We start from the raw sequence: 21,253 nt of genomic DNA, 5'->3' as shown, positions 1-21,253 counted from the left end.
GGGAATGAACGGGAATAGCTGACGCCTTTTGGCGTCAGCCCCGGGAACTTACAGCGACTTCACAAACGCCAGCAGATCTTCGTTGAGCTGGTCCTGGTGGGTCAGCGCAAAGCCGTGCGGCGCGTTGTCGTACACCTTCAGCGTGGCGTTTTTGATCATCTCCGCTGCCAGCTTGCCGGTCGTTTCAAACGGCACGATCTGGTCGTTGCTGCCGTGGATCACCAGCGTCGGCACGTCGATTTTCGCCATATCCGGGCGGAAGTCGGTTTCGGCGAAGGCGGTTACGCAGTCGATGGTGCCCTTCAGGGACGCCAGCAGGGCGATGTTCAGCGTCTGCGTCAGGGCACCGGCAGAAACGGTCTGCCCGGCGTTGGTGCCGTAGAATGGGGTGGCGAAATCGCTGATGAACTGAGCGCGATCTTTACGCAGTCCGTCGCGAATCCCGCTGAACACGCTCTGATCGACCCCTTCCGGGTAGCTTTCGGATTTGCCGAAAATGGGCGTTACCGCGCCCAGCAGGGCAAGACCGGCCACGCGTTCGCTGCCGTAGTTGTTGATGTAACGCGTTACGTCGCCGCCGCCCATGGAGAAGCCCACCAGCGTCACGTCGCGCAGATCCAGCGTGGTGATCAGGTCGTTAATGTCGGATGCAAAGGTATCGTAGTCATAGCCGTTCCACGGCTGATCTGAACGTCCAAACCCGCGACGGTCAAAGGCGATGGTGCGGTAGCCGCGCTCGGCCAGGTGGTTCAGCTGGCTGTCCCACATGTCCCCGTCCAGCGGCCAGCCGTGGCTGAAAAGAACCGGTTTGCCCGCGCCGCAGTCTTTGTAATAAATCTGCGTACCATCTTTTGCCTTAAACGTTGCCATAGTGTGTTCCTCTACAGGTGATTGTTATGTTCAGACCGGCGCGACCAGATAACGAATTGCCGGTGATGTTGTGCCCTGATGAAAAGCCAGAACGCGGCTCTGCAGCAGGAGGTCATTCATGGTGTGGCGCTCCTGCTGGCGCAGATGCTCAATCCAGGAGCCCATCAGGAAGGTCTCGATAAACAGGCCGGGGCGCTCGATATCTTCGTACACCGCCCAGCTCATCGCCCCGGCGCGGCGGCGCACCCGGCGCAGCTCGTGGACCGCCTCCAGGAAGGCCTTCGCGTTGTGCGGGTCGATGATGTACTCGTGCGACACCAGCACCGGACCGCGCTCGTTCGGCAGGTCGATCTCCACGCCGTCCAGCGGCTGGCCGCTGAGGTCGAGGTTCAGGTCCGGATCTTTGCCCAGCTTCCAGCGGAACACCGTCGCGCTCGCCAGCACCATCCCCAGCGTGGCGACAACCAGCGAGGTCGGGGTGCCGAACCGGGAGGCGATCTGCCCCCAGATGGCGCTGCCCGCGGTCATCGAGCCGAAGAACACCGTCAGGTAGACCGCCAGCGCGCGGGCCTTCACCCAGCGGGCGGCGCTGCGCTGCGCGCCGAGGTTCAGCGTTGAAAGCACCGCAATCCACGCGAAGCCGGTGAAGAACTCAAACAGGTTGAGCAGCCAGACGTGGCGCACGAACGCCAGCGCCAGCATGGTGAGGGCAAAGGTCAGGCTAGCGGCCACCATAAGCCGGTCGGCGTCGAGCCGCTGGCGCAGGCGCGGCAGAAGGATCGCCCCGGCAATCGCCCCCAGCCCAATGCACGCCAGCATCACGCCGTAGCCAGCCGGACCTAAGCCCAGCTCGCGGCGCGCCACCAGCGGCAGAAGCGCCCAGCCCGCGCTGCCGAAAACGAAGAAGGCCACGGTGCGCACCAGCACGTTGCGCAGCACCGGCGCGGCGTGCACGTAGCGAATCCCGGAGCGCACCGCAGAGAAGAAGTGCTCCGGCGGCAGGCGCTGTATGGACGGCGCCGGACGCCAGCGCCACAGCACCCACGCCACGCCGACCACGGAGAGCGCGTTGAGGGCAAACACCATCCACGGCCCGGCGAGCGACAGCAGAAAACCGCCCAGCGCCGGGCCAATCGCCCGGCTGATGTTCACCCCGAGCGAGTTGAGCGCCACGGCGGCGCCCAGCTCCGGCTTGCTCACCAGATCGGGCACCACGGCCTGGAACGGCGGCGAGCTCATCGCCGCGCCCACGCTCAGCAGAAACGTCGCCACCAGCAGAACGGTGGGGGTGACGTGTCCGGTGAAGGAGAGCACCGTCAGCCCGGCGGCGGCAATGAACACCCACAGCTGGGAGAAGAGCAGATATTTACGTCGGTCGACGATGTCCGCCATCACCCCGGACGGCAGGGCGAAGAGGAACATCGGCAGGCTGCTGGCCGCCTGCACCAGCGCGATATCTAAAGGATCGGCGCTCAGGGTCAGCATGCTCCAGTTGATGCCGACGTCGCTCATCCATGAGCCGACGTTAGAGACCACCGTGGCGATCCACAGCATGCGGAACACCGGCTGGCTCAGCGGCTGCCAGGGCGAAACCGTCGATGCGGGCGTCGTCTCGACGTGTGCGTCGCGAACGTCGTTAACCTGAGTCATGCGAACCTCTCCGCTGCCTTACGCTGCAGCCGCCACTGGCCCGGCCCGGTGAGGGCAAGGGTGGTGAAGATAATCAGCAGCAGCCAGCCAAACTGCCCTTCGGCAATCGACCAGTTCGGGTGGACCGCCAGCATCGCCACCAGCAGCACGGCGATAATCGGCAGGCACGCCAGGCGGGTGTATACGCCCGCAATGATAAACAGCGGGCAGATCACCTCGGCGACAATCGCCGGGATCAGGCTGGCGTAAGGCCCGAAGCCGAACGGATCTTCAATGCGCGTCAGCTCTTCGCTGAAGTGCAGCACTTTCGGCAGGCCGTGCACGTACAGCAGCAGCAAGCTGCCGGTCAGGCGCAGGAAGAACAGCCCCAGGTCGACCCGGGGCGGAGCAAAGGTGTTTTTCATCAGAATGCAAAGCAGCTGCAGCCCAGCGCCCCCCAGAAAGCGTTATCGTCGGACACCGGCATCTCTGACGTGCGGGCGAAATCATGCTGGTGGCTGTGAACCCCGCACGGGCCGCTGCAGTGGTGGATAGGGCTCATGCCGACGCGTGCGGCCTGCGGCGGCGCGCTGCGGTAGTGGCCCGGCACCTTGACCACCGGGGACCACTCGGGCAGAACCGGAATGGCAGGCGGCGCGAGCGGGCCAAAGCTGCCTGCGGCGTAAACGATGTCGCCGTTGACCACCGTCAGGACGGACTCGATGCCCTTGATCTCCTCTTCCGGCACGCGGAAGTAGTCTTTGCTGAGTACCGCCAGATCGGCGAGCTGGCCGACCTTGATCTGCCCCTTCTGGCTCTGCTCGCTGGAGAACCATGCGCTGCCCTGGGTCCAGAGCATCAGGGCGGTATCGCGATCCAGACGGGCGCTGTGGTCGTACATCTGCATCCCGCCGACGGTGCGGCCGGAGACCAGCCAGTAGAGCGCGGTCCACGGGTTGTAGCTCGCCACGCGGGTGGCGTCCGTCCCTAGGCCCACCGGCACGCCGGTCTCGAGCATTTTTGCCACCGGCGGCGTGTGGCGGGTGGCTTCGATGCCGTAGCGCTCGGCAAAGTATTCGCCCTGGAAGGCCATGCGGTGCTGGACGGCAATGCCGCCGCCCAGTTCTTTAATGCGGTCGATGTTGGCCTGGGTGACGGTTTCCGCATGGTCGAAGAACCAGTGCAGGCCGTTGAACGGAATGTCGCGGTTCACCTTCTCGAAGACGTCCAGCATGCGGCTGATGGATTCGTTATAGGTGGCGTGCAGGCGGAACGGCCAGCGGTGCTCCACCAGATGGCGCACCACGCGCTCCAGCTCGTCCTCCATGCCCGGCGCGAGGTCCGGGCGCGGCTCAAGGAAATCTTCAAAATCGGCGGCGGAGAAGACCAGCATCTCGCCCGCGCCGTTGTGGCGGAAGAAGTCGCTGCCCTGGCCCGGCGTGAGCATGTCGGTCCATTTTTCAAAGTCTTCCAGCTCGTGGCCCGGACGCTGGGTAAACAGGTTGTAGGCGATGCGGATGGTCATCTGCTTTTTCTCGTGCAGCTCGGCGATCACCTCGTAATCTTCCGGGTAGTTCTGGAAGCCGCCGCCCGCGTCGATGGCGCTGGTCAGGCCCAGACGGTTCAGCTCGCGCATGAACTGGCGCGTGGAGTTGACCTGCTGCTCCAGCGGCAGCTTCGGCCCTTTGGCGAGCGTGGCGTACAAAATCATGGCGTTCGGACGGGCAATCAGCATCCCGGTCGGGTTACCGTTGGCGTCGCGCTGGATCTCCCCGCCCGGCGGGTTTGGCGTGTCTTTGGTGTAGCCGACCACATTCAGCGCGGCGCGGTTGAGCAGGGCGCGGTCGTACAGGTGCAGGATGAAGACCGGGGTATCCGGCGCTGCGTCGTTGATCTCGTCCAGCGTCGGCATGCGGCGCTCGGCAAACTGGAACTCGGTCCAGCCGCCCACCACGCGCACCCACTGGGGCGACGGCGTGCGCAGGGCCTGCTCTTTCAGAATCCGCAGGGCGTCGGCCAGCGACGGCACGCCCTCCCAGCGCAGCTCAAGGTTGTAGTTCAGCCCGCCGCGGATCAGGTGCAGGTGCGAGTCGTTCAGGCCGGGGATGGCGGTGTGGCCTTTTAAATCCACCACTAAGGTGGCGTCGCAGTGGTGTTGCATCACCTCGGCGACGGTACCCACTTCCAGAAATTTTCCGTCGCGCACGGCAACGGCTTCCGCGACGGGGTTCTCGCGATCGACGGTGTGAAACTGGCCGTTAACCAGAATGAGATCGGCTTTACCGAGGGTAACCATAAACTGCTCCTGACTGAGAGGGGAATGGTCAGGATTATGGGAACCGGTTTCGGCAAAGATCCAGTTATACAATAGGATAGGTATACCAAAGTATAACTATACCTAAGGTTAACTATACGAAGAGATAATTACGCGCAGGGGCGGAAAACCGCAGGATGAGGATGATTTTATCGTCGCGGCGCTCGCGGCGATTTCACCCTTAACCACTGGAAAATGCTATGACCTCTTCAAAGCTCGAAGTGTTAACCCCTGCGAACTGTCAGGTAATCTTTATCGATCACCAGCCTCAGATGGCGTTTGGCGTGCAGTCTATTGACCGCCAGGTGCTGAAAAACAACACCGTGGCGCTGGCGAAAGCGGCCAAAGTGTTCAACATCCCGACCATCATCACCACCGTAGAGACCGAAAGCTTCTCCGGTAACACCTATCCGGAACTGCTGGACGTGTTCCCGGGCCAGGACATTCTGGAGCGTACCTCCATGAACTCCTGGGACGACCAGAAGGTGCGCGACGCGCTGCAGGCCAACGGCAAGAAGAAGGTGGTGGTTGCCGGCCTGTGGACCGAAGTGTGCAACAACAGCTTTGCCCTGTGCGCGATGCTGGAAGGCGACTACGAAATTTATATGGTGGCGGACGCGTCCGGCGGCACCTCCAAAGAAGCCCACGACTACGCGATGCAGCGTATGATCCAGGTGGGCGTGATCCCGGTGACCTGGCAGCAGGTGATGCTGGAATGGCAGCGCGACTGGGCGCGTAAAGAGACCTACACCGCGGTGATGGACATCGTGCGCGAGCACTCCGGCGCGTACGGCATGGGCGTCGATTACGCCTACACCATGGTGCACAAAGCGCCGTCTCGCCAGAAGAGCGAACACCGCACCTTAGCGCCGGTCCCGGCTCGCTAAGTTCCGCTGGCGGGCTGGTCCCTCATCCGGCTCGCCGCTGCCTCTTTCTCTGGAGTTCACAATGAGTACTGGGCTGATATCCCTTGCGGCAGGCGTATTGATTGGCCTGATGTATGCCGTGCTGAAGGTGCGCTCCCCCGCGCCGCCCGCGCTGGCGCTGATTGGCCTGCTGGGGATGCTGGCGGGTGAACAGGCGACGCGCCATCTGTTATCCCGCGACGCCGCGCCGCCTCAGGTGACCGTTCCGCAGGCGACATCGCAGACGGGAGCGTCGTCATGAAAGCATGGATAATTTCGCTGGTGTGCGGCGTGGCTGCTGGGGTAATTTACGCCCTGCTCGACGTCCATTCCCCGGCACCGCCGGTTGTCGCCCTGCTTGGCCTGTTTGGCATGCTGGTGGGCGAACAGCTCATCCCGGTGGGACGGCGTTTACTGAGTCGCGAACCGCTTACCCTCGCCTGGTTTCGTCACGAATGCGTGCCGAAAATCAGCGGCACGGCGCCTCCTGCGCCCGCGAAGGACGATCGCGACGTTTAATGATTTGTGAGAGGAAAGAGAGCATGACGCTGCCGTGGCGCATTGCCATCATTGATGACGAACGTTCCGTCCGCAGCGGGCTGAGTAATCTCCTGGAGTCGGAAGGGTATTCGACCGATACGTTTGATTCGGCAGAAGTATTTCTGAGCCATCCGTTCGCCCTGTCCGGCGCGGCGCTGGTCATCACCGATATCAAGCTGCGGGGCATGAGCGGCCTGGAGCTGTTTGACAAGCTGCGGCTGCTGGCCGTACCGCCTCCGCCCGTGCTCTTTATCTCCGGTCATGCTGATGAAAATATGCAGCGGTACGCTCTTGATCTGGGCGCCGCTGCATTTTTGCGTAAGCCTATTAACATCGATATTCTGCTGGATCATATTCAGCGGGAGATGGCCCGCCGACAATAAGGATCGCGGATGAACGAACACGAGCAGCCTGCATTCTGGCCCGCCCCGGGGAATCTTCACCAGGGGCGGGTTTTTGTCCTTAAAGAGGATGTAATTTTTACCGTGCTGGCGCAGGAGGGCGGTATCGCCTGGATGCACGCGCGGCATCCTCATTCCGGCGGCTCGTTCATTATCGCCACCGCGGTGAGCGACGAAGAGGAAGAGCGGGCCACGCGGCTGCTCAAAAACGAGTTTGCGCTGCGCGACGCGCTGCAGGACAGCTGGGCCATCCGCGCCGTTGCCTCCACCCAGTACCGGGGGCGCTTCGCGCTGGTATATGCGCCGTTTGCGTTTGAGCTGCTGGCGCGGCGCGCGGGCAGGGCGATCTCGGGCATCACGCGCTTTATCGAGATGGCGATCCAGATCTGCGCTCCCCTGCGCCAGATGCACCTGCAAAACCTGATCCACGGCGATATCAAGCCCGGCACTATTTTTGTTCATCACGATGCCACCTGCCGTCTGGGCAGCTTTGGCCTTTCCAGCAGCCTCTCCGATGCCGTCACCCAGACCCGGCTTGCCGTTTCAGGCGGTACGCCCGCGTATATGTCGCCGGAGCACACCACCCGCACCCGGCGCCCCGTCGACGGCCGCAGCGATCTCTACAGCCTCGGGATGGTGCTGTATGAACTCCTGACCGGACGCCTGCCGTTTGAGCTGGGTGAGGACGATCGGGACAACTGGGCGCACTACCATATTGCCTCCGCGCCGCTGGCCCCGGACGCGATCCGCCCGGACGTGCCGGGAATGCTGTCGACCATCATCCTGAAGCTGCTGGAAAAGCACCCCGATAACCGCTACCAGACGGTAGACGGGCTGATTGCCGACCTCCGCCGCTGCCAGGCAACGCTGACCTGCGAGGGCGAGATCGTCGCCTTTACGCCCGGCCAGCAGGACCGCACCCCGGCGATCCATCTGGCGGACTCCCTGTTCGCGACGCATCCGCAGGCGAACGACGTCATTGCCGCGTTTGAGCGGGTGGGGCAGAGCCTGGTGCCGGAGCTGGTGACGATCGGCGGGCCGTCGGGGATCGGCAAATCCTCGATCATCGCGACGGCGCTCAAAACGCTGCAGCAGCGTACGGTGCTGCTGGCGGTGGGCAAAGTCGATCAGTTTTCACCGTCGCTGCCCTACGGCGTATTAAGCTCCGCGTTCCGCACCCTGACGCTGCACCTGCTGGGGCTGCCCGCAGACGACGTGGCGAAGTGGAAAATCCGCCTGTCTCGCGCCCTGGAGGGGCACGAGGCGCTGGCCGTCAGCCTGGTGCCCGAGCTGGGCCTGCTGCTGGAGAGCAAGCCGCGCTTCTCGGCGGATACGTTTTCCATTGATGCCCGGGCGCGTTTTAGCCATATGGTGCTGGCGCTGGTAAAAACCTTTGCCTCGCAGGGCTGTCCGCTGGTGCTGGTGCTCGACGATCTCCAGTGGAGCGACGCCGCCAGCCTGCATACGCTCAAATATCTGCTGATGAACTGCGGCGCTGTTCCGCTGCTGGTGGTCGCGGCCCACCGGGATATCGGTTCCGTGTCCGACGCCGCCCTGCAGGCGCTGCTGGCAGGCCTGCCGGAGGCGGCGCAAAACGCGAGCGAGATTGTCCCGCAGGCGCTCTCCGTCAAAGCGGTGGCGCGCTGGCTGGCGACGGTATTTCGCACCCGCAGCGCGACGACGACCGACCTCGCCACGCTGATCCACGAGAAGACGGGCGGCAACCCGCTCTTTGTGCATGAGTTTTTCCGCCGCATCGTCGATGACGGCCTGGTGGTGCACAACAAATATCAGGACAAGTGGCACTACGATCTGCAGGCGATCCGCGCCAGGCATTACACCGAAAACGTCGTCACTCTGGTGCTGGAGCAGCTCGAAGAGCAGCCCGACGAGACGCGCCGCCTGCTGGGCAGCATCGCCTGCCTCGGCGGCACGGGCGAGATGGAGATGATCTGCCGCGTGGTTGGCCTGTCGATGGCGGAAATGCGCTATGCGCTACACCCGGCGGTGATGGCCCAGCTCATCGTGCTGACGGAAAAAAAGTACGCCTTCACCCACGACCGGGTGCAGGAGGCGGCCTTTGCGCTGCTGGATCGGCATGAGAAAAGCCATATTCACCTGACCACCGCCAGCCTGCTGGCCGACGCCGCGCGTCAGGCGGCGGGGAACGAGCTGCTGTTCCGCGCCGTTCACCACGTCACGGCCGCGCTGGACAGCATCCAGCCCGCGCCGCAGCGCCAGATGTTCCGCGAGCTGAGCCTGCTGGCCGCGCGACGCGCGAAGCGTTCGGGAGATTACCTTTCGGCGCTCGGCTATATCCAGACCGCCAGAGCGCTGGGCAATGCCGGGACGGTGTCAGACTTTATGCTCGATATCGAAGAGGCGGGCTGCGAGTTTGCGCTGGGGCATCTGGAGCGCACTCGCGAGCTGTGTGATGCCATTCTCGGCTGCCCCGGCGGGCTGACCGAAAAGGCGCTGGCGGCCAACCTGCTGGTGGAAGTCTACATTCGCCAGTCGGATAGCCGTCTGGCGCTGGAGGCGGCGCTCTGCTGGCTGGGGATTTTCGGGATCCAGATTAGCCGCTATCCGGAAGATGCCGACTGCGACGAGGCCTGGGCGCTGTTTTGCAACCGCACGGCCGACGCGCCGCAAAACCTGTTTGCCCAGCTGTCGCGGATGGATAACCCGGAAACCGAAGCGGTGATGAACCTGCTCTACAGCGCCAGCATTTGCGCCAGCTTCATCTGCCCGCGCCTGCACTTTTTGCTGCTCTGCCGCATGATGCACCTGACCCTCGACCACGGCATCACCGGCGCGTCCACCACGGCGATGGCCTGGTTTGGCGTGCTGATGGGCCACCGCTACGCCGAGTACCGCCTCGGGTTCCAGTACGGCACCCTGGCCCGCGAGCTGGTCAATCGCCACGGCTACGATGCCTTCGAAGCCAAAACCCTGCTGCCGCTCGACCAGCTCAGCGTCTGGACCCAGCCTTTATCGTTTACCATCGAGTGCGCGAAGGCCTGCTTCACCTCGGCGGTGACCCACGGGGATATGACGATGGCCTGCTTTGCGGCCTGCCACCAGGTGATTAACTTCCTCTCGCGGGGCGATCATCTGGACGGGGTGCTGACCAGCATCGATCGCGGCCTGGCGTTCGTGCGTAAAACCCACTTCCAGGACGTGGAAACTATTTTGATGGTTCAGCGCGGCTACGTTGAGTTCCTGCGCACGCCGGTCATCGGCACCTGGACCGCGGCGCAGGTGCTGCCGGAGGCGCTGCTTCCCGCGTCGCCGGAGCAGGCGCCGGAGAAGAACGCCACCATGCTGTTCTGGTACTGGCTGTATCGCGGCATGGCGCACTTTACCTGCGGCGAATATGCCGATGCGCAGGCGGATCTTGAGATGGCGGGCTGGTACGCGTGGTCTGCGCCGGGGCACATCCATCTGCTGGATTACCATCTTTACAGCGCTCTGGCGCTGTCACGTCAGCTAACGCCGGAGACCTTCTCGGCGAATCACCGCCGCAGCATTCACGCCCACTACGACAAAATCGCCCTCTGGGCGCGCGTTAATCCCGGCACGTTCGCGGATAAAGAGGCGCTGATCTACGCCGAAATCGTGCGTCTGGACGGGATGAACAGCATCGCGCTGGAGCAGTATGAGAAGGCGGTCCGGCTCTCCCGCGAGGGCGGGTTTAACCCGATCAACGCCCTGGCCCACGAGCTGGCTGGGCGCTTTTCGCTGGCCTGCGGCTACCCGACCGCCTCTGACGCGCACTTCCGCGGGGCCATCGCCGCCTGGGGCCGCGCGGGGGCGCAGGCCAAAATCCGCCAGCTGGAGCAGGATTTCCCGCACCTGCTGGCCTCGGGGCAGGCCAGCGCCTACGACACGGTGGCGTTCGCCCAGAACGAGACCATCCGCGATCTGCAGAGCGTGATCAAAGCCTCCCGCGCGCTGTCGGAAGAGATCAACCTGGAGCGCTTAATCGAAAACCTGATGACCATCCTGCTCGAACGCGCCGGGGCGCAGCGCGGCCTGCTGCTTCGCGTGAGCGAGAGCCTCATTCCGGAGATCGAGGCCAGCGCCTGGACCAGCACCGAGGGCGTGCGGGTGCGGATCCTGAAAGACGTGCCGACGGCGACCGACCTGCCGCTGTCGGTGCTGGCGGCGGTGATCCGCACCGGGCAGGAGATCCGCACCGGCAGGCCGGAGGAGTTCCATCCCTTCAGTCAGGACCCCTATCTGGTGACCTCCGGGGCGGCGGTCATGTGCGTCCCGATGTTCAAACAGGCGCGGCTGGTGGGCGTGCTGTACCTGGAAAACCGTCTGATGCCGGAGGTCTTCACCGCCGAGCACTCGCGCGTGGTGAGCCTGCTGGGCGCGCAGGCCGCGGTATCCCTGGAGACGGCGCGGCTGTACGCCGAGCTGCTGGCGGAGAACATCCAGCGCCGACGGGTGGAGAAAGAGCTGCGATCCAGCCAGACCTCGCTGATGCTCGGCGAGCAGATCAGCCACACCGGCAGCTGGCGCTGGGAGCTGGAGCAGGATCTGATGTTTGTCTCGGAAGAGTACGCCCGCATTCTCGGCCTGCCCGAGCGGCAAAAGATGATCTCCATGGCGGAGTTTTTAACCTTCGTTCATGAGGACGATTACGCCCGCATCAGCGCCATCGTCACCCGGAGCGTGCGCGACGGGCTCTCCATGCGCGCGGAGTTTCGGGTGAAGCGTACCGACGGCGCAACGCGCTACATACTCGGGATTGGCGATCCGGTGGGCGTGGGCAGCGAGGTGAACGAGTATTACGGCATCATCACCGATATCACCAGCCAGCGCGCCGCGGAGGATGCCATGCGGGTCGCGCAGGCGGATCTTGCGCGGGTCTCCCGGGCTACCACCGTCGGGCAGCTGACCTCCTCCATCGCCCACGAGATCAACCAGCCGCTGATGTCGATCGTCTCGAACGCCGGGGCGAGCCTGCGCTGGCTCAACCGCGAGCCCGCCCGGCTGGACAAAGTGCGGGAAGGGCTGGAGGAGATCGCCGCGGAAGGCGCGCGGGCGGGGGAGATCATTCGCAGCATCCAGTCCCTGACGCGCAAGCAGGATCCCACCTTCTCGCGCATCGACATGCACTACCTGATCCACCATATCATCACGCTTTCGCGCAGCGAGCTGGAGCAGCGACACATTAGCGTTGATTATCTGTTAAGGGCGCAGGAGAGCTTTATCACCGGCGATAGCGTGCAGATCCAGCAGGTGCTGCTCAATCTGGTGATGAATGCGGTAGAGGCGATGGCCGAGGTGAAGGATCGCGCCAGCACCATTACCCTCAGCACCGCCAACGCGGACGGGAGAGTGATCGTCGAGATCGCCGATACCGGGAGCGGCATTGAGCCCGAGCGGCTGGAGCAGATTTTTGATTCGTTCTACTCCACCAAGGCGCAGGGGATGGGGATGGGGCTGACCATCAGCGCCAGCATCATCGAGCGCCACTGCGGGAAGCTGAGCGCGCGCCGCCGGGAGCCGTACGGCACGGTGTTTGCGTTTGCGCTGCCGCAGGCGGCGCAGGAAGGGTAAAGGTTACTCCGCGGGCAGGCTTTAGGTCAGGCGCTCAACGGCCCTGACCAGCTCCGCCACGGAGCGCACCTGCATTTTCTCCATCACGCGGCGGCGGTGCACCTTCACCGTGATCTCGCTAACGCCCAGCTCGGCGGCAATCTGCTTGTTCAGCATGCCGCTGATCGCCAGCGTCAGCACCTCGTGTTCGCGGGGGGTGAGGGACAGATGGCGCTGCTTCAGGGCGTAGTGCTCTTTATTGCGCACGGCGTTGTGTTCCGCCAGCTGAAGCGCGGACTCGATGGCGTCGATAAGCGCGGTGGATTCGACGGGCTTGGTGAGAAATTCGTACGCGCCGCCCTTAATGGCGCGCACCGACATCGGGATGGTGCCGTGGCCAGTGAGGAAAATAATCGGGATCTCGCGCCCGCTGTCCTTGAGGGCGTCAGCCACCTCAAAGCCCGAGATGGCGGGCATTTGCATATCGAGGACCACGCACGACGGCAGATCCTCAAAGCGGTGTTGAAGAAACGCTTCTGCCGATGAAAAGCCGACGGCGTTCAGATCCGCCGAATCCAGCAGCCCGATCACGGACTGCCTGACTGCGTCATCGTCATCTACCACATACACAATGTGTTCCATTCACCGCCCCGGTGCTGATTGACATGTCGAGGATGCAAACAGTCCCGACGCTTACGTAAGAGACTGTTTATGCTGACTTTCATCTTAACACATTAACTATTATTATCATTTAACAATATGATAACCGTATGAAGATGAAGTATAGCGATACGTGACCGGGGCGGCTAAGCAACGAAACGCTGATTTTATGCACCCACAAGCTCGATGCGGTTGCCGTCCGGGTCCGCAATTACCGCTTCATAGAAGCCGTCCCCGGTCATGCGCGGGGCGCTGAGCAGCGTGCCGGTTGCCTGCGCCCGCTCGGCCATGGTGTCGACCTGCGCCCTGCTGCCGACGTTGATGGCGATATGCGCCCAGCCGATAAACTCCGGGTGCGCAGGGGCGTCGGGCAGCTCCGGCAGCGTCATCAGCTCGATGGTCGGCCCGTTATCCAGCGTAATAAAGTGTGATTCGAAGCCGGGACGGTTTTTACTGACGTAGCGTTCGTTGCTGCGGCCATTAAAAACCGTTTCCCAGAACTGAACCTGGGCGTTCAGGCTGCGGGTCCAGAGTGCAACATGGGCAATATGCATAAGCTCCCTCGTTATTTGTCGGTGAGGACTTTCACCGGTAAAACAGGCTACACTCTGGTTTTGAGCGCGACAAGCTGAGGAAAAGACAATGCACTACACACTGAAAGAAAGCGACAAGGATAAAGCGGAAGGGTCGAACGGCGCGGGCGCTCTGCAGCAAAAACTGCTGGAGTCCCGTTCGATTGTGATCTCCGGTGAGATCAACCAGGAGCTGGCGCAGAAGGTCATTACCCAGATGATCCTGCTGCAAAGCGTGAGCAACGATCCGATCAAGCTGTACATCAACAGCCAGGGCGGCCACGTGGAAGCGGGCGATACCATCCACGACTTCATCAAATTCATCCGCCCGGAAGTGCACGTCATCGGCACCGGCTGGGTGGCGAGCGCCGGGATCACCATCTTCCTGGCGGCGAAAAAAGAGCACCGCTACTCGCTGCCGAACACCCGCTTTATGATCCACCAGCCGCTGGGCGGCGTGCGCGGTCAGGCAACGGATATTGAGATCGAAGCGCGCGAGATCATCCGCATGCTGGATCGCGTGAACAAGCTGATCGCCGACGCCACCGGCCAGCCGCTGGAAAAAGTGAAAAAAGACACCGATCGCAACTTCTGGATGTCTCCGGCAGAAGCGCTAGACTACGGCATCGTGGGTAAACTGATTACCCATTATGACGAGCTGAAGCTGGATTAAGTTTTCGCGGCGTGTTTGTGTCGGGTGGCGGCTTTGCCTTACCCGACCTACACGCTTTTTACCCTCGCTTGACCCACGACAAAGCGCTCACGCTTGCTCTCTTCCATAATCGCGCCTGTTTCCCCTCTCACTGGTGCTACCTATGGCGTATCAACTGAACCTGAACTGGCCGGAATTTCTTGAGAAATACTGGCAAAAACAACCCGTAGTGCTGAAAAATGCCTTCCCGAATTTTGTCGACCCGATTACCCCGGACGAGCTGGCAGGGCTGGCGATGGAGCCGGAAGTCGATAGCCGTCTGGTGAGCCATTTCAACGGCAAATGGCAGGCCAGCAATGGTCCCTTTGAGCACTTTGACGATCTGGGCGAAACCGGCTGGTCGCTACTGGCGCAGGCGGTGAACCACTGGCACATGCCCGCCGCGGAGCTGGTGCGTCCATTCCGCGTCCTGCCGGACTGGCGTCTGGATGACCTGATGATCTCCTTCTCCGTGCCGGGCGGCGGCGTGGGCCCGCATATCGATCAGTACGACGTGTTTATCATTCAGGGGATGGGCAGCCGCCGCTGGCGCGTGGGCGACAAGCTGCCGATGCGTCAGTTCTGCCCACATCCGGCGCTGCTGCATGTCGATCCGTTTGAGCCGATCATCGACGAAGATCTGGCCCCGGGCGATATCCTCTACATCCCGCCTGGATTCCCGCACGACGGCTTTACCCATGAGACGGCGCTCAACTATTCCGTCGGATTCCGCGGGCCGAACGGTCGCGATCTGATCAGCAGCTTCGCCGATTACGCGCTGGAAAACGATCTGGGCGGCGAGCATTACAGCGATCCGGATCTGACCTGTCGCGAACACCCGGGCCGCGTGGAGCAGTACGAGCTGGATCGCATTCGCCAGATGATGATCGACATGATCGGCAAGCCGGAAGATTTCACAAAATGGTTCGGCAGCTTTGTCTCCACGCCGCGCCACGAGCTGGATATCGCCGCCGCCGAGCCGCCGTATGCGCCGGAAGAGGTGCTGGACGCGCTGCAGGGCGGCGAAACGCTGTCTCGCCTGAGTGGCCTGCGCGTGCTGAACGTCAACGGCAGCTTCTTCATCAACAGCGAACAGCTGGAGACGGTAGACGCGAAGGCGGCGGATGCGCTGTGCCGCGACACCGAACTCGGCCAGGCCGAGCTGGGCGATGCGCTGAACAACCCGGCGTTTGTTGAAGAGCTCACCGGGCTGATTAACCAGGGGTACTGGTACTTCGACGAGTAGTGCGGCCTGTTGCCCGGTGGCGCTGCGCTTACCGGGCCTACAACGGCAAGAACGTAGGCCGGGTAAGGCGAAGCCGCCACCCGGCAAAACACTACTCCTCCATCGCAATCACAATCGCCTCTCCCATCTTCTTCAACGCCTCGCGATTCTTCTCCGTCGGCGGCAGCGCCACGTTGATCCGCAGACAGTTGCGGTACTTCCCGGAGGCGGAAAACAGCGACCCGGCCGCGGCCTGGATCTTCAGCCGACACAGCTGCTTGCTGACGCACACCATGTCGACCTTCTCCGGCAGCTCAATCCACAGCAGGAAGCTGCCCTGCGGGCGCGTGACGCAAATCTCGGCCGGAAAATACTGCCGCACCCAGCAGGTGTAGGTTTCCATATTCTGCTGATAAATCTGACGCATACGGCGCACGTGGCGATGGTAATGGCCGTCGCGAATAAACGCCGCCACCGCCATCTGCGTGCCCGGCACGTTAAACCCGCCCGCGGCGTATTTCATGTGCATCACCCGGTCGTAATAGCGCCCCGGCACAATCCAGCCGACGCGCAGGCCCGGCGCCACGGTTTTGGTAAACGAGCTGCAGAGGATCACGCGGCCGTCGATATCCATCGAGTGAATGGTACGCGGGCGCGGGTACTCCGCCGCCAGCTCGCCGTAAATGTCATCCTCCACGATCACGATATCGTGCCGCTGGGCTAAGGCTAAAACCTGCTTTTTCCGCGCTTCGGGCATGATAAACCCGAGCGGGTTATTGCAGTTGGGTACCAGGATCACCGCCTTGATCGGCCACTGCTCCAGCGCCAGCTCTAACGCCTCGATGCTGATTCCGGTCTCGGGATCGGTAGGGATTTCAATCGCCTTGATGTCAAACCCGCGCAGCATCTGCATGGTGCCGTGAAACGACGGCGACTCCACCGCCACGATGTCCCCCGGCTTGCACACCGAGAGCAGGGCGATCGACAGCGCGCCGTGGCAGCCGTTGGTGATGACAATCTCGTTCGCTGCCACGGTCGAGCCGCCGTCCAGCATCAGGCGGGCGATCTGCTCGCGCAGCTCCAGGCGCCCGTCGAGCACGTCATAGCTCAGCATCTCGCTCGGGTTATGCTGCGCGATTCGGCTCATCTCGCGCCACAGGGGCTTCAGGCTTGGCTGGTTGATATCCGGCGAGCCGCCGCCAAAGGAGATCATCTCTTTGTCGGCGCGGGCATCCAGCAGCATCATCACCTCATCCCACTGGGTGACGTCCACGGGGCGCTGCACCGGGCGCGTCATGGCCGGGACGGGCGGCTGGGCTTTGCGCTGCGAAACAAAATAGCCGGAGCGCGGCTGAGGGGTGATCAGCTGGAGGTTTTCGAGGATCTGATAGGCCTGCTGTATGGTGCTGATACTCACGCCGTGCTCCTGGCTCAGCGTGCGTACCGACGGCAGACGTTCGCCGCTGCGATACAGCCCTTGTTCAATGCGTTCTGCCAGTAGGTTGGCGAGATGTTGATAGCGCGTCATGCTGTATCCTTTGTTTTCACCATACAGATTGTAAAACCAGTACAGATTGCCGTAAAAAATGGCATGCAGATACTGTTTTAGCGGATCTGTATGTTAAACAAAAGGTGTTTTTGCATCTGTATTGTACAGGCCGATTTCCAGGATGATAACCCCACTGGTACAGTGAGGAGAGCATCATGGAATTCTATGAGAACCGTTCAAAACGTCCGTTCGTCGTGTTTGTCTGGATCGGCAAAACGATCTGCAACTGGTATCGCATCAACCGTACCCGCCGCATCCTGAGCCAGATGAGCGACGAGCAGCTCAAGGACGTTGGGTTGTCGCGGCATGATGTGTGAGGCATTTATCGCCCGGTGGCGCTTCGCTTACCGGGCCTACGGGATCGAGTAGGCCGGGTAAGGCGAAGCCGTCACCCGGCATATAACAAGCGGATTATTCGGCAGATTTTATCGACGTGTTTTCAGCGATGCGGCGCAAATATTCGTTGTTCTTGAACGCAACCATAATCAGTTCGAACATCACGCGGCATCCGACCAGGCTGCATACCGTACCGATAAAGCCGGTGATGAGATGGTCGCTGAACATGGTATACACACCGCCTGCAAAAATAAGCAGCATGGCGATCCAGTAAAATAAGACCAGCACGCGTGGTGTTAATAAATAATCAAATCCCAAAATTGATTTCATTTTCTTTTCCTTAGAAATGTAAAAAAGCCATCAGATTATATCGATATTTTAAATCGGTGCTAATTGGGCAGATATCTGATTTCAGAGTAATATTTCAAACGTCTGACATTTCGGCCTTTCCAGCAGCTCAACCGCCTCTTCATACGACCGCACGTTGTTATAGCCCATCACCAGCCCGTAGCGTTTGCCCGACCCGCGATACCACTCCGAAAGCGCATTCACCTGCAGCTGCTGTTCCTGCCAGCAGCGCGCCACTTCCCGGTCACCGCTTCCTCTGGTCAGAAACGCCACAACATGCATCCCGCCGTCGTTTTGCTCGGTGAAAAACAGATCGCCATACACCTCGCGCAGGGCGGCAATCATCCAGTCGCGGCGGGTCTGATACAGGGCGCGCATCTTCTTCAGATGACGGAAAAAATGCCCTTCGTTGAGAAACGCGGTGAGGATCTTTTGCGTCAGCACCGGCTGGCCGCTGGTGGTAATGTCCGCGCAGTCGGTAAAGGCCCCAACTGTGCTGGCGGGCATCACCACGTAGCCCATGCGCAGCGACGGCATGATGGTTTTACTGAAGGTCCCCATAAAAATCACCCGGTCGTGCTGGTCGAGGCTTTTTAGCGATGGCAGCACCTTGCGGGTGTAGTGAAACTCGCCGTCGTAATCGTCTTCAATAATCCACGCCGCGTTCTGGCTGGCCCAGTCGAGCAGCTGCTGCTTGCGTGGCAGGGAGAGCGTGACCGCCAGCGGGCTCTGGTGCGACGGGGTCACGATGGCGAAACGGGCGTCGCGATGGTGACGGAGCAGGTAGTCCGTGTCGATACCGCAGCGATCGACCGGCACCGTGTGCAGGCGCGGCACGATCCGCTTGAGCAGCTGCTGGCCCATAAAATAGCCCGGATCCTCAAACACCACCTTGTCGCTGCGGCTGGCAAGCGTGTCGAGGATCAGCCGCAGGCTGCCGCTGTAGCCGCTGGTGATCAGCACCTGCTCGGCGGTGCAGGAGAGCCCGCGCGAGATGTTCAGATAGCTGGCGATCGCCTGGCGCAGCGGATACCAGCCCAGCACCGGCGGGTTGAGCATCTCCTCCTGACGCATGGCGCGCGTCGCCTGGCCCGCCAGCAGCAGCCATTTTTTATACGGGAAGCTGTCGAGGGCCGGGATGCCGGGGCGCAGAAACCCCGCCCGCTCGCGCTGGCTGATGAGCGATGCCGGAAGCGTGCCGGTGGGCTGTTCCGCAGGGGCACTGTTATCCGGCAACAGTAAATCCGGGTTCACCCGCGTGCCGCGCGCGCCCTGGCTCACCAGATACCCTTCACCCGTCAGAATGGCGTACGCCGTTTCGACGGTTTTACGCGCCACCTTCAGCTCTTCCGCCAGCACGCGGATGGCAGGCACCTTATCGCCCGGCTTCAGCACGCCGCGCGTGATGTTGTCGCGATAGCGGGAATAAATCTCGTGATAGCCCGGCTTCATGTCCTACCTAGTTTCACGCGTTTTGTATCTTTTTACTATGTCATGAACGGCGTAGATTTGCCTCATCGCATGACATATGCCGCACAAAAAGAGGAAAGACCATGAGCACTCGCGTCAACCACCATAAAGTTACACCTGCCCTCGCCAACGCCCTGTCCGCCCTGAGCATGGAAGTGGCAAAAACCTCCATCGACCCGGCGCTGAAGCACCTGATCGACATTCGCGTGTCGCAGCTGAACGGCTGTACTTTCTGTCTGGATATGCACTCGAAAGAGGCCAAAATCGCCGGCGAGCGCGAGCTGCGCCTGTACCATCTGGCGGCCTGGCGCGAATCCCCGCTGTTCAGCGCCCGCGAGAAAGCCGCGCTGGCCTTCACCGAAGCGCTGACCCAGATTGGCGTTCACGGCGTGAGCGACGCGCTGTATCGCAGCGTGGCGGAGCACTTCTCGGACGTGGAGATTTCAGAGCTGAACTTCGCCATCGTGGCGATCAACGCCTGGAACCGTCTGGGGATCACCTCCCGCATGGAACCCGGCTCGCTTGACGCGGCTTATGGGCTGAATAAGGCTAACCTGGAATAATTCTGCGCTCGCCTGCCCGGTGGCGCTGCGCTTACCGGGCCTACGCCATCCGGCGCAACACTTCGCTCCTTGCCGAAGCATTGTGCTTTTCTATCCTGCATTCTCTCCCCAACATCACCACGGAGAGACCATCATGATTGCAGTCATTTTCGAAGCTAAAGCCGCGCCTGCACATCAGGCGCGCTATCTTCAGCTTGCCGCAGAGCTTAAGCCTTTGCTGTCCGACGTCGACGGCTTTATTGATATCGAACGGTTCCAGAGCCTGACAACCGACGGCAAAATCCTGTCCCTTTCCTGGTGGCAGGATGAAGAGGCCGTCCGACGCTGGAAGCAGAACGTCTTCCATCAGGCGGCGCAGGCCGAAGGGCGGGAGTCGATTTTTTCTTTCTACCGTATTCGGGTGGCGCAGCTGGTGCGGGAATACAGTTCCGAAACCGGAGGACACGCACATGTATGACGTTCATGTGATTTTTAGCGACAGGCCCGGCGAGCTGGCGCGCTTTGGACAGCTGCTGGGGCGCAACGGCGTGGGGCTGGAGGGCGGCGGCGTATTTGGTACCGATGCCCATTTTCTGGTGGAAGACGGGGAAAAAGCGCGGCGCGTGCTGGTCGACGCCGGGTTTACCGTGCAGGCGTTGCGTAAGCCGGTGATCCGGAAACTCAGGCAGGAGCGCCCCGGCGAGCTGGGTGAAATCGCGGCGGCGCTGGCGGCACGCGGCGTGTCTATCCTTACCCAGTACAGCGACCACGCGAATCACCTAATTCTGTTGACGGATGATGATAAGCTGGCTGCAGAGATCACCGAACCCTGGGCGACACATGTTAAAAACGAGCTTACCCCCTGATAACAGCGCGGCGCTGGAACAGGCCGTTGCGGCGGTAGCGGCGGCGATGGCCGATCCGTCGCGCGTGAAGATGCTCTGTGCCATGATGGACGGGCGGGCGTGGACGGCTACAGAGCTGAGCGCGGCGGCAGACGTTGCGCCGTCGACCGCCAGCGGGCATCTCGTCCGGCTGGTGGAGGGAAAGCTGATCACCTGCCTGTCTCAGGGACGGCATCGCTACTATCGCCTGGCGGGGCACGACGTGGCGTCGCTGGTCGAGCAGATGATGGGGCTCTCCTGGAGCCGCATCACCCCGCCGGAAACCACCGCGCCGAAAGCCATGCGCGAAGCGCGAACCTGCTACGACCATCTTGCCGGAACGGTTGCGGTCCAAATCTATGATTTTATGCAGGCGGAAGGCTGGCTGGAGGCAGACGGTTCAGCGTTGACACTCTATGGCCGGGAGCAGTTCCAGGCGCTCGGTATTCCGTTAAGCGCTCATCCGCGCCGGAAGGCCTGCTGCGCCTGCCTGGACTGGAGCGAGCGGCGGTTTCATCTTGGCGGTGAGGCGGGCGCGGCGCTGTTGATTTATCTGGAAAGCAAAGGGTGGATCCAGCGCGTGGCGGGGTACAGGGAGGTGGTGATGACGGCTTCGGGGAAAAGTGCCGTTCAGAGACTTTTTAGCAGTTAAAAAAAGCCCGGTGGCGCTGCGCTTACCGGGCCTACGTGTAAATCGCCTCCCATAACGCCTTTCGCAATTCCTGCGCTTTTACCTCTCGTTTCTTGATACTTACCCTGATAAC

General features: G+C 61.8%; 20 protein-coding genes and 1 pseudogene. 12 read left to right on the top strand and 9 right to left on the bottom strand.

Annotated elements, in window-relative coordinates; all coding sequences use genetic code 11:
• Window positions 1–48 precede the first annotated feature (48 nt).
• The 4 genes from N037_RS18715 to N037_RS18700 are packed head-to-tail and all read right to left on the bottom strand — an operon-like array spanning window position 49 to window position 4,795.
• Complete coding sequence (locus N037_RS18715) at window positions 49–870, bottom strand: alpha/beta fold hydrolase (RefSeq protein ID WP_023295858.1); 822 nt, start codon at window positions 868–870, stop codon at window positions 49–51.
• 30 nt (window positions 871–900) lie between these two features.
• On the bottom strand, window positions 901–2,520 hold the full coding sequence (locus N037_RS18710) for an MFS transporter (protein ID WP_032642740.1): 1,620 nt from the start codon (window positions 2,518–2,520) through the stop codon (window positions 901–903).
• The gene (locus N037_RS18705; protein WP_032642739.1) at window positions 2,517–2,924 is read right to left on the bottom strand and encodes a DoxX family protein; all 408 of its coding nucleotides are present in this window, start codon (window positions 2,922–2,924) and stop codon (window positions 2,517–2,519) included. Before N037_RS18705 ends, N037_RS18710 begins: the two co-directional genes overlap by 4 nt.
• Entirely contained in the window at window positions 2,924–4,795 is a 1,872-nt protein-coding gene (locus N037_RS18700) for an amidohydrolase (protein WP_032642738.1), read from the bottom strand. Before N037_RS18700 ends, N037_RS18705 begins: the two co-directional genes overlap by 1 nt.
• 218 nt (window positions 4,796–5,013) lie before the next feature.
• Between N037_RS18700 and N037_RS18695 the strand changes: the two genes are divergently transcribed.
• The 5 genes from N037_RS18695 to N037_RS18675 all read left to right on the top strand — a co-directional run bounded on the left by N037_RS18695 (window position 5,014) and on the right by N037_RS18675 (window position 12,233).
• Window positions 5,014–5,700 (top strand): hydrolase, encoded by a 687-nt coding sequence (locus N037_RS18695; protein ID WP_032642736.1) that lies wholly within the window; start codon window positions 5,014–5,016, stop codon window positions 5,698–5,700.
• Window positions 5,701–5,761: 61 nt separating this feature from the next.
• Window positions 5,762–5,980: a DUF1427 family protein gene (locus tag N037_RS18690; protein WP_023334357.1), complete on the top strand. Its 219-nt coding sequence runs from the start codon at window positions 5,762–5,764 to the stop codon at window positions 5,978–5,980.
• Window positions 5,977–6,237, top strand: coding sequence for a XapX domain-containing protein (locus N037_RS18685; RefSeq protein ID WP_023334358.1), 261 nt, complete (start codon window positions 5,977–5,979; stop codon window positions 6,235–6,237). Before N037_RS18690 ends, N037_RS18685 begins: the two co-directional genes overlap by 4 nt.
• A 23-nt stretch (window positions 6,238–6,260) precedes the next feature.
• The gene (locus N037_RS18680; RefSeq protein ID WP_023334359.1) at window positions 6,261–6,641 is read left to right on the top strand and encodes a response regulator transcription factor; all 381 of its coding nucleotides are present in this window, start codon (window positions 6,261–6,263) and stop codon (window positions 6,639–6,641) included.
• A gap of 9 nt (window positions 6,642–6,650) precedes the next feature.
• Window positions 6,651–12,233, top strand: coding sequence for an ATP-binding protein (locus tag N037_RS18675; protein ID WP_032642734.1), 5,583 nt, complete (start codon window positions 6,651–6,653; stop codon window positions 12,231–12,233).
• A gap of 21 nt (window positions 12,234–12,254) precedes the next feature.
• Here N037_RS18675 and N037_RS18670 read toward each other — a convergent pair whose 3' ends face one another.
• Together N037_RS18670 and N037_RS18665 are read right to left on the bottom strand one after the other, a co-directional pair.
• On the bottom strand, window positions 12,255–12,854 hold the full coding sequence (locus tag N037_RS18670; protein ID WP_032642732.1) for a response regulator transcription factor: 600 nt from the start codon (window positions 12,852–12,854) through the stop codon (window positions 12,255–12,257).
• A 185-nt stretch (window positions 12,855–13,039) separates the two neighbouring features.
• Window positions 13,040–13,426, bottom strand: coding sequence for a VOC family protein (locus N037_RS18665; RefSeq protein ID WP_032642731.1), 387 nt, complete (start codon window positions 13,424–13,426; stop codon window positions 13,040–13,042).
• 82 nt (window positions 13,427–13,508) lie between these two features.
• Here N037_RS18665 and N037_RS18660 point away from each other — a divergent pair.
• Window positions 13,509–14,117: pseudogene (locus N037_RS18660) on the top strand (ATP-dependent Clp protease proteolytic subunit); the annotation flags it as partial.
• A gap of 142 nt (window positions 14,118–14,259) precedes the next feature.
• Window positions 14,260–15,381 carry a ribosomal protein uL16 3-hydroxylase gene (locus N037_RS18655; RefSeq protein WP_032642728.1) on the top strand — a complete coding sequence of 374 codons (1,122 nt, stop codon included), beginning with the start codon at window positions 14,260–14,262 and terminating at the stop codon, window positions 15,379–15,381.
• A gap of 91 nt (window positions 15,382–15,472) precedes the next feature.
• Here N037_RS18655 and N037_RS18650 read toward each other — a convergent pair whose 3' ends face one another.
• Entirely contained in the window at window positions 15,473–16,888 is a 1,416-nt protein-coding gene (locus tag N037_RS18650; protein WP_023334363.1) for an aminotransferase-like domain-containing protein, read from the bottom strand.
• A 176-nt stretch (window positions 16,889–17,064) separates the two neighbouring features.
• On the opposite strand from N037_RS18650, the gene N037_RS24330 reads away from it, so the two are divergent.
• Complete coding sequence (locus tag N037_RS24330) at window positions 17,065–17,226, top strand: DUF1127 domain-containing protein (RefSeq protein ID WP_032642726.1); 162 nt, start codon at window positions 17,065–17,067, stop codon at window positions 17,224–17,226.
• A 94-nt stretch (window positions 17,227–17,320) separates the two neighbouring features.
• On the opposite strand, the gene N037_RS18645 is transcribed toward N037_RS24330, so the two are convergent.
• Both N037_RS18645 and pdxR read right to left on the bottom strand, forming a co-directional pair.
• Window positions 17,321–17,575 carry a DUF4282 domain-containing protein gene (locus N037_RS18645; RefSeq protein WP_023334365.1) on the bottom strand — a complete coding sequence of 85 codons (255 nt, stop codon included), beginning with the start codon at window positions 17,573–17,575 and terminating at the stop codon, window positions 17,321–17,323.
• An 81-nt stretch (window positions 17,576–17,656) separates the two neighbouring features.
• Entirely contained in the window at window positions 17,657–19,045 is a 1,389-nt protein-coding gene (pdxR, locus tag N037_RS18640) for a MocR-like pyridoxine biosynthesis transcription factor PdxR (protein WP_032642724.1), read from the bottom strand.
• A 101-nt stretch (window positions 19,046–19,146) separates the two neighbouring features.
• Between pdxR and N037_RS18635 the strand changes: the two genes are divergently transcribed.
• The 4 genes from N037_RS18635 (at window position 19,147) to N037_RS18620 (ending at window position 21,141) form a co-directional block, all read left to right on the top strand.
• Window positions 19,147–19,626: a carboxymuconolactone decarboxylase family protein gene (locus tag N037_RS18635; RefSeq protein ID WP_023334367.1), complete on the top strand. Its 480-nt coding sequence runs from the start codon at window positions 19,147–19,149 to the stop codon at window positions 19,624–19,626.
• 133 nt (window positions 19,627–19,759) lie between these two features.
• A complete protein-coding gene (locus tag N037_RS18630; protein WP_032642722.1) occupies window positions 19,760–20,083 on the top strand; it encodes an antibiotic biosynthesis monooxygenase family protein in 324 nt (107 codons plus the stop codon).
• Window positions 20,076–20,471 carry an amino acid-binding protein gene (locus tag N037_RS18625; protein ID WP_032642720.1) on the top strand — a complete coding sequence of 132 codons (396 nt, stop codon included), beginning with the start codon at window positions 20,076–20,078 and terminating at the stop codon, window positions 20,469–20,471. Before N037_RS18630 ends, N037_RS18625 begins: the two co-directional genes overlap by 8 nt.
• A complete protein-coding gene (locus N037_RS18620) occupies window positions 20,446–21,141 on the top strand; it encodes an ArsR/SmtB family transcription factor (protein WP_032642718.1) in 696 nt (231 codons plus the stop codon). Before N037_RS18625 ends, N037_RS18620 begins: the two co-directional genes overlap by 26 nt.
• Window positions 21,142–21,253 lie beyond the last annotated feature (112 nt).

It is taken from the genome of Enterobacter sp. EGD-HP1 (assembly GCF_000733275.2).
Taxonomy (GTDB): Bacteria; Pseudomonadota; Gammaproteobacteria; order Enterobacterales; family Enterobacteriaceae; genus Enterobacter.
This window is presented reverse-complemented; position numbering and strand designations above follow the sequence as displayed.

What these genes read in the sequence shown, in the direction of transcription:
- N037_RS18715 (WP_023295858.1), bottom strand. Translation starts at nt 870, where the DNA reads ATGGCAACGTTTAAGGCAAAAGATGGTACGCAGATTTATTACAAAGAC.
- N037_RS18710 (WP_032642740.1), bottom strand. Translation starts at nt 2,520, where the DNA reads ATGACTCAGGTTAACGACGTTCGCGACGCACACGTCGAGACGACGCCC.
- N037_RS18705 (WP_032642739.1), bottom strand. Translation starts at nt 2,924, where the DNA reads ATGAAAAACACCTTTGCTCCGCCCCGGGTCGACCTGGGGCTGTTCTTC.
- N037_RS18700 (WP_032642738.1), bottom strand. Translation starts at nt 4,795, where the DNA reads ATGGTTACCCTCGGTAAAGCCGATCTCATTCTGGTTAACGGCCAGTTT.
- N037_RS18695 (WP_032642736.1), top strand. Translation starts at nt 5,014, where the DNA reads ATGACCTCTTCAAAGCTCGAAGTGTTAACCCCTGCGAACTGTCAGGTA.
- N037_RS18690 (WP_023334357.1), top strand. Translation starts at nt 5,762, where the DNA reads ATGAGTACTGGGCTGATATCCCTTGCGGCAGGCGTATTGATTGGCCTG.
- N037_RS18685 (WP_023334358.1), top strand. Translation starts at nt 5,977, where the DNA reads ATGAAAGCATGGATAATTTCGCTGGTGTGCGGCGTGGCTGCTGGGGTA.
- N037_RS18680 (WP_023334359.1), top strand. Translation starts at nt 6,261, where the DNA reads ATGACGCTGCCGTGGCGCATTGCCATCATTGATGACGAACGTTCCGTC.
- N037_RS18675 (WP_032642734.1), top strand. Translation starts at nt 6,651, where the DNA reads ATGAACGAACACGAGCAGCCTGCATTCTGGCCCGCCCCGGGGAATCTT.
- N037_RS18670 (WP_032642732.1), bottom strand. Translation starts at nt 12,854, where the DNA reads ATGGAACACATTGTGTATGTGGTAGATGACGATGACGCAGTCAGGCAG.
- N037_RS18665 (WP_032642731.1), bottom strand. Translation starts at nt 13,426, where the DNA reads ATGCATATTGCCCATGTTGCACTCTGGACCCGCAGCCTGAACGCCCAG.
- N037_RS18655 (WP_032642728.1), top strand. Translation starts at nt 14,260, where the DNA reads ATGGCGTATCAACTGAACCTGAACTGGCCGGAATTTCTTGAGAAATAC.
- N037_RS18650 (WP_023334363.1), bottom strand. Translation starts at nt 16,888, where the DNA reads ATGACGCGCTATCAACATCTCGCCAACCTACTGGCAGAACGCATTGAA.
- N037_RS24330 (WP_032642726.1), top strand. Translation starts at nt 17,065, where the DNA reads ATGGAATTCTATGAGAACCGTTCAAAACGTCCGTTCGTCGTGTTTGTC.
- N037_RS18645 (WP_023334365.1), bottom strand. Translation starts at nt 17,575, where the DNA reads ATGAAATCAATTTTGGGATTTGATTATTTATTAACACCACGCGTGCTG.
- pdxR (WP_032642724.1), bottom strand. Translation starts at nt 19,045, where the DNA reads ATGAAGCCGGGCTATCACGAGATTTATTCCCGCTATCGCGACAACATC.
- N037_RS18635 (WP_023334367.1), top strand. Translation starts at nt 19,147, where the DNA reads ATGAGCACTCGCGTCAACCACCATAAAGTTACACCTGCCCTCGCCAAC.
- N037_RS18630 (WP_032642722.1), top strand. Translation starts at nt 19,760, where the DNA reads ATGATTGCAGTCATTTTCGAAGCTAAAGCCGCGCCTGCACATCAGGCG.
- N037_RS18625 (WP_032642720.1), top strand. Translation starts at nt 20,076, where the DNA reads ATGTATGACGTTCATGTGATTTTTAGCGACAGGCCCGGCGAGCTGGCG.
- N037_RS18620 (WP_032642718.1), top strand. Translation starts at nt 20,446, where the DNA reads ATGTTAAAAACGAGCTTACCCCCTGATAACAGCGCGGCGCTGGAACAG.